This is a genomic window from Chloroflexus sp. (assembly GCF_049970315.1).
Classification (GTDB): Bacteria; Chloroflexota; Chloroflexia; order Chloroflexales; family Chloroflexaceae; genus Chloroflexus.
The window spans coordinates 84716-91463 of record NZ_JBMFNE010000017.1 but is presented as its reverse complement, the minus strand read 5'-3'; the positions used below and the strand labels follow the sequence as shown (position 1 = coordinate 91463).

The following is a 6748-nucleotide window of genomic DNA, read 5'->3' as shown; positions in this document are numbered from 1 at the left end:
GTTCATCTCCGGCTACCGACCGCAGTTCTACATCCGCACCACCGACGTGACGGGGGCGATTAGCTTGCCGGCGGGGATGGAGATGGTGATGCCGGGTGACAACGTGGTGATGACGATTGAGCTGATTGTGCCGGTGGCGATTGAAGAGGGCCTCCGCTTCGCTATCCGTGAGGGTGGGCGCACCGTCGGTGCAGGTGTCGTCACCAAGATCCTTGATTAATATCTGATGCCGGATTCGCGAAGCTGCTGGCGGTGTAGCGCCGTCGGCAGCTTCAGAGTGAAGGGTATACAATGGCCGTGGCCAAAGACACAGAGCGCGATATTCAGGAAAACATTCTCGTCCGCACGTTTCGCGAAACGCGCAGCGAGTTACGGCAAGTTGTTTGGCCAAGCCGCGAAGAGACGATTCGCCTTACAGTGCTCGTGGTGTCAGTGTCGATCGTGATCGGATTGCTGCTCTTTATCGGTGACACCATTTTCACATTCCTCTACACGAGCCTTGTAAGCCTCGTCCAGTAGCTGTTCGCGAACAGGGGCTGCCCATGTCTGAGGAAAAAAACAAAGACAAAGAGGCCGATGATCGGCGCTGGTACGTGATCCATACGTATTCAGGCTACGAAAACAAAGTCAAGAAAAATCTGGAGCATCGTATCGCTTCAATGGAGATGCAAGACCAGATTTTTCGGGTGATTGTGCCGACTGAAGAAGAGATTGAGATTAAAAACGGCCAACGCCGCACGGTCAATAAGAAAATCTATCCCGGGTACGTGCTGGTGCAAATGCGCCTGACCGACGACTCGTGGTACGTGGTTCGCAACACACCGGGAGTTACGAGCTTTGTCGGGCATGGGAATAAACCAACGCCACTGGATGATGAAGAGGTGAAAGCTATCCTGCGCCAAATGGAAGGTGAAACGCCGAAAGTGCGTGTTAGCTACCAGAAGGGGCAGGCGGTTAAGATTATCGATGGTCCGTTCACCGATTTTGAAGGGATCGTTGATTCTATTGACCACGAGCGTGGTCGGGTGCGCGTACTGGTCTCGTTCTTTGGCCGGGAAGCGCCGGTTGAGCTTGATTTCTTGCAGGTAACGAAACTGGTTGAGTAGCGTTGTTTCTCTGTCCGTGACCTCGCCGGTTGTGCGAGGGAGGGAGGCGGACCAATGCCTCCCGTTATGTAAGGAGTAGTGTCGTGGCAAAGAAACTTGTCGCAGTTGTAAAACTGCAATTACCGGCTGGCAAGGCGACCCCGGCTCCGCCGGTCGGTCCTGCACTTGGTCAGTACGGTATCAATATCATGGCGTTCGTGAAGGAGTACAATGAGAAATCGGCTTCGCAAGCCGGTAGCATTGTTCCGGTTGAGATTTCGATCTATAGCGATCGCTCCTTCGTCGCTCGCCTCCTGACTCCTCCTGCTGCCGATTTGTTACGCAAGGCTGCCGGTGTGCAAAAGGGTTCGAGTAATCCGAAGCGTAATCCGGTCGGTACGATTACCCGTGCCCAGTTGCGACAGATTGCCCAGCAAAAGCTGCCTGATATGAATGCAAACGATATCGAGGCGGCTGAGCGAATTATTGCCGGTACTGCACGCAGTATGGGGATCAAGATCGTTGATTAAGCGTTGTTAGTTGGTGGGAGGATCGCTCTACGGTCCGCCATCACCACCCGGAGTTGTCCTATGCCGAAGCACGGAAAAAAATATCTCGCTGCACTGGCGAAAGTTGATCGATCACGCTTCTATACACCCGCCGAAGCAATTGCGTTAGTGAAGGAAACTTCCTATACGAAGTTTGACGCCACCGTCGAGGCTCATTTGCGTCTTGGTATTGATCCGCGCCACGCCGATCAGAATATCCGCACTACCGTTGCCTTGCCGCACGGTACCGGTAAGACGGTGCGAGTTTTGGTTTTTGCCCAAGGTGAGGCGTTACAAGCGGCTCTCGATGCCGGTGCTGATTACGCCGGGAGCGATGATCTGATTGCTCGCATCGACCGTGAGAATTTCTTCGATTTCGATGTGGCGATAGCTACTCCCGATATGATGGGCAAGGTGGGACGTATCGGTCGTAAGTTGGGTCCGCGTGGCTTGATGCCGAACCCCAAGAGCGGAACGGTGGTGCAACCGGCCGATCTGGCGCGTACCATCCGTGAAGTGAAAGGTGGTCGCGTTGAGATCCGTAATGATAAGACCGGTATTCTTCACGTTGCGATTGGGAAGGTAAGCTTCACCTCTCAGCAGTTGAGCGAGAATTTGGCCGCTCTGATGGAGGCGGTGAAAGCGGCAAAGCCGAGTGGCGCAAAGGGTACTTATATTCGGAGTGTGACGTTGACCAGCACCATGGGTCCCGGTGTACCGGTAGATCTGGTGGCGGTCCAGAATCTGAAGCTGTAATCGATAGCTTAATCTCTTAGCTGCCTGAGACAGCCGGTGAGCAAGTGCTCGTAATGCTCTATTGGGCGCCGGCCGAGGTGGCGTCTGAGATGTGATAGGTGTGAGCAATGTGCTCGCTCCGTCAATAGTGTGCGGCATTTGCTGCGCCGTTCTCGGTCGCTTGGTCTCAGGACGCAAGTGACCGTTTTTTGTTGTATTTCAACCAGAGAGGAGGTGAAATAGATGCCAACACAGCGTAAGATTGAGACGGTTCAGGAGTTGACCGAAAAGCTGAGCCGCGCTCAGTTGGTGATCGTGGCCGATTATCGCGGCGAAGGCCGTGGTATGTCGGTAGCCGATATGACCGAACTGCGCCGCAAGTTGCGCGAGCACGGTGGTGAGGTGGTTGTCGCGAAGAATACGTTGCTTAAGATTGCAGCCAATCATACCGGGCGTGGCGCGCTTGATCCACTGCTCGCCGGGCCGACTGCGGTTACGTTTGCCTATGATGATGTTTCTAAAGTGGCAAAGGCGCTGCTCGATTATCTGAAGTCGGGTAACAAGAGCTTTACCGTTCGCGGTGCGCTGCTCGGTCAGGCATTACTTCCCGCTGATGCATTGGAGCAGGTGACCAAGTTGCCCTCACGCGAACAAGCCCTCGCTCAAGTTGTTGGTGGGATTGCCGCGCCGGTCTCAGGAGTGGTTGGCGTGCTTAACGCCGCAATCTCGAATGTGCTGTATGTCTTACAGGCACGCATCGATCAGTTGCAGCCGCAAAGTTCATCGTAGTAACACCGTGTGCTAGTTCTTATAGCATTGTGATGCTATGGTGCGCAATGTGATGGCATGGCGTGTTGTATCTGTCCAATAATTCATCTATCACGTAAAGGAGTGTACCAGCTATGTCGAAGATTGATACGATTATCGAGATGATCGAGGGCCTCAATGTCCTCGAGTTGGTTGAGTTGAAGAAGAAGATGGAGGAGAAGTGGGGTGTAACCGCCGCTGCGCCGGTGATGGCGATGGGTGTTGCTGCGCCGATGGCCGCCGCCGGTGACGGTGCTGCTGCTGCCGCGCCGGCTGAGGAGAAGACTGAGTTTGATGTCATCCTCAAGGAGGCTGGCCCCAACAAGATTCAGGTCATTAAGGTCGTGCGTGAGCTGACCAGCCTTGGCCTGAAGGAAGCGAAGGACCTGGTTGAAGGTGCGCCTAAGCCGGTTCGTGAGGGTGTTAGCAAGGAAGAGGCCGAAGCAGCTAAGGCGAAGCTGACTGAGGTCGGTGCAGTGGTTGAGATTAAGTAAGACTGCTGCCAGGTTGATTGATACGGGCACAGTACTGCTGTGCCCGTATCCTGTTTTTAGGAAGGGTGTGGTATAGTACATGATCGATGACGCCTATAATACCGTGCGCTTTTCGCGCTGTTGAGCAATTTAGTGAGTTATATGCCATGGTGGCACCAGCGTTACGGACTCAGCAGGAACGAGTCCATGCCTGCTTGCGCTCCGCTATCGAGCGACCGGCGTTGCTCGACGCTGTCTGCACGATGGTGCGCGAACAACAGGGCGTGATCGCTCTCGACGCACCAATGGGGAGCGGAGCAACGACGTTGCTCGCTCAGTTAGCAGTGCGCGCTGAGTGGCCACTCTGGCTGACCGATGATGATGATGGTGGCGGGGCATTGGCATTCTACGCCCAAATAGCCGCACTACGCCGCCCTTCTTTGCCTTTGGTCGATCCTGCTGCATTAACCGACCCTGCCGCTTTTGAACGGCTTTTGGCCGAGGTCGTCGATCCGAATCGACCACTGGTGCTACTGGTCAGCGCGCCTAACCGTGATCGACAGCCCTTACGCTCACTGCCGTTGCCGCTGCCCCTCGATCTGCCTGCCGGTGTGACACTGCTCGTCCACGGTTCATTGCCAATCGAGCCTGATGCGCGAATTGTCTTGCCAAGGGCCGATAGTGCTCTTTTCCAAACCCAGATGTCGTTGCTCGAACGCCGTAATTGCCCACCGAGCTGGCGCAAACCGCTTGTTTTGGCAGCCCGCGGTAATCTGCTCTATCTGAGTTGGGCTGAACGCTGGCTCCACCTTGGTTTGCTTGATGTAGCAAATTTGCCACCCGATCTCGATCATCTGTTGCAGCAATGGTGGCAGTCGCTTAGTCGAGCCGAGCAACGATTGGCCGTTTTGTTGGCCGCTGCGGGTGAACCGTTGCCGATGAAGGTGTTAGCCGAAGTCAGTGCCGAACACCCACACCTCATTCTTGACCGCTGGGAAGAACAGGGTCTCGTCCATATCAATCTACGCCGACTGAGTGAGGATGATACGATTTTGCTCGTGCGCTATGTGCATCGCGCGGTGCGCTTGTTTTTGGCCCGCCACGCTGCGCACGAGATGAATGCTGCACACGGAGAATTGGCTCGTTGGTACGCCGAACGGCTTAAACAAAACCCACTCGATTTGACGAACCGTTATCTGGGACGCCAATTGGCCCGCCATGCAGCGTTATGTCCCCCTACCCAACGTCCGGCTCATTTGCCTACGGCTAACCCAACAACTTGGTTGCGTGAGCGCGAATTGCGTGAAGGAATAGCCGGCGCGTTGCGGGATGCCGGTTGGATGTTGTACGATGCCGCAGCCGGTTCACCGTTGAATTTAACGCGGATTGCTGCCATCACCGGTACACTTGCTACCCGCGCGCGGCAACTTACCGGCGATGTTGTGGTTGCTGCCTTTCTCACCGCTGTTCAAACCGGTGGACGTGAAGGAAGTTTGCGCCGGGTAACGGCGATCGTTGAGCAGTTGCCCGATGGTGTCCCAAAAGCGGCTGTGTTGCGCCAGCTCGGTGAGGCGTGTTATAGCGTTAATATGCGTAGCGCTGCGATGCGTCTCCTTTCCCGGGCACTTGACCTCGAGGCACAGCCGGTTTCGCGGGCTTGGCGTGACGTTCGCGATCAAGCTATCGAGGCGCTGGCGACTGCTTGCTTGACAGCCGGTGATGTTGATCGGGCTTTAGCCTGTGCGGAGCTGATCGATCTACTCGAACGCCGTGCCCAAGTTGAGACGTTGGTGATACGACGCTTACTTGAAGATGGTCAGTACGACCGCGCATGGCGCTTGTCGCGCTCCATTCTGCACGAAAATCGGGCCGCGTGGGCGCAGGCCGAGGTGGCAGTTGCCTTAGAACGGATCGGTGATCCGCGCGGTGCGATGATGTTGGACGAGCTGAAGGTAGAAACTGCACGCGCCTGGGCCGAGATTGAGCTGGCTTGCGAGGTGGCCTTGCGTGATGAAGAGGCTGCGTTGCGCCGAATTATGTCGTTACCTGGCCAACATCAGCGTGATCGCGGTTTAGCTCGCCTGGCTCGCGTCTTTGCACACGCCGAAAAGGATGGTGATGCATTGGCAGCGGCTGAGCGGATTGGCAATCGTGAGTTGCGCGTGACGACGTTGCTCGAGTTGCGCGTGTTGTTACAAGGGTTGGTTGCTAATCTTGCTACCGAACGAGCAACGCGCGAGATTGATGCCCTCCAAGGCGAGGATCGTCCAATATTGCTGGCTGCTCTTGCTTCGGCCCATGCAGCGATTGGTCGTAAGGATCGAGCATTGGCGATAGCCAACCAGTTACGCGGGGAAGAACTGGAACGGGCCTTGTCGCGGGTTGCGGTTGCTTGTGTACAGGCAGGTGATTATGCCGGAGCACAGGCTGTGTTGGCCCAGATGACCGATGACGATGAGCGAGATTGGGCACGCGATGAGATTGCACGCACGTTAGCTTCTATCGGTGATTGGGAATCAGCAATGGCGCAGGCAATGGCGATTGTTGCTGCCGATCAGCGTGCGCGTACTAGCGCCGATTTGGCCATTACTCGCGCGCGTTCCGGTGATGTACTCACCGCTGTATCAATGATTCGTGCGATCGAGGTGCCCGCTGAGCGGGGACGTGCCTTAGTGCTGATCGCACCGTTGTTAGCAACGACTGATGCCACGCTGGCTGACCAACTGGCCGATGAGCTGCTGATCGGTGAGGTGCGTAGCCGGTATCGTGCAGCCCTGGTGGTAGCCCTCGCCGAACGCGGTGAGTTGGCGACTGCGGCTAAGATCGCCCGTCGCATCCGCCGCCGGAATGAGCGGGTACGCGCCGAACTGGCAATTATTGTGGCCCTTGATCCTACCGATCCCATGACCTTGGCGCGCTTGGCAACAACATTGGCAAAGGCCGCGGTTGGGCGTGAAGAGATATTTCATGCACTTGAGCTGGTCATCCCTCTCTTGCAACGAATCGGCGGGACCCCCTTGTTGGCCGATCTGGCGACGGCGATCATTGCCGATGATCGGGCGTAGCCAGTGTCGCTACCAAAACACCGTGCCGCGAAGGT

The 6748-nt window shown here is 56.1% G+C and carries 7 protein-coding genes and 1 pseudogene; all 8 read left to right on the top strand.

Annotation, left to right across the window (positions count from 1 at the left end; translation table 11 throughout):
- Positions 1-220: pseudogene (tuf, locus tag ACP5OT_RS12490) on the top strand (elongation factor Tu); the annotation flags it as partial.
- A gap of 71 nt (positions 221-291) precedes the next feature.
- Complete coding sequence (gene secE, locus ACP5OT_RS12485; protein WP_015940242.1) at positions 292-519, top strand: preprotein translocase subunit SecE; 228 nt, start codon at positions 292-294, stop codon at positions 517-519.
- 23 nt (positions 520-542) lie between these two features.
- Positions 543-1106, top strand: coding sequence for a transcription termination/antitermination protein NusG (gene nusG, locus ACP5OT_RS12480; RefSeq protein WP_015940241.1), 564 nt, complete (start codon positions 543-545; stop codon positions 1104-1106).
- 83 nt (positions 1107-1189) lie between these two features.
- A complete protein-coding gene (gene rplK, locus ACP5OT_RS12475) occupies positions 1190-1615 on the top strand; it encodes a 50S ribosomal protein L11 (RefSeq protein ID WP_015940240.1) in 426 nt (141 codons plus the stop codon).
- A 60-nt stretch (positions 1616-1675) separates the two neighbouring features.
- Positions 1676-2389 (top strand): 50S ribosomal protein L1, encoded by a 714-nt coding sequence (gene rplA, locus ACP5OT_RS12470; RefSeq protein ID WP_428132291.1) that lies wholly within the window; start codon positions 1676-1678, stop codon positions 2387-2389.
- Positions 2390-2611: 222 nt separating this feature from the next.
- On the top strand, positions 2612-3157 hold the full coding sequence (rplJ, locus tag ACP5OT_RS12465; protein ID WP_424677562.1) for a 50S ribosomal protein L10: 546 nt from the start codon (positions 2612-2614) through the stop codon (positions 3155-3157).
- 113 nt (positions 3158-3270) lie between these two features.
- Complete coding sequence (gene rplL, locus ACP5OT_RS12460) at positions 3271-3669, top strand: 50S ribosomal protein L7/L12 (RefSeq protein ID WP_424677563.1); 399 nt, start codon at positions 3271-3273, stop codon at positions 3667-3669.
- Positions 3670-3815: 146 nt separating this feature from the next.
- On the top strand, positions 3816-6713 hold the full coding sequence (locus tag ACP5OT_RS12455) for a hypothetical protein (protein WP_428132289.1): 2898 nt from the start codon (positions 3816-3818) through the stop codon (positions 6711-6713).
- Positions 6714-6748: the final 35 nt, after the last annotated feature.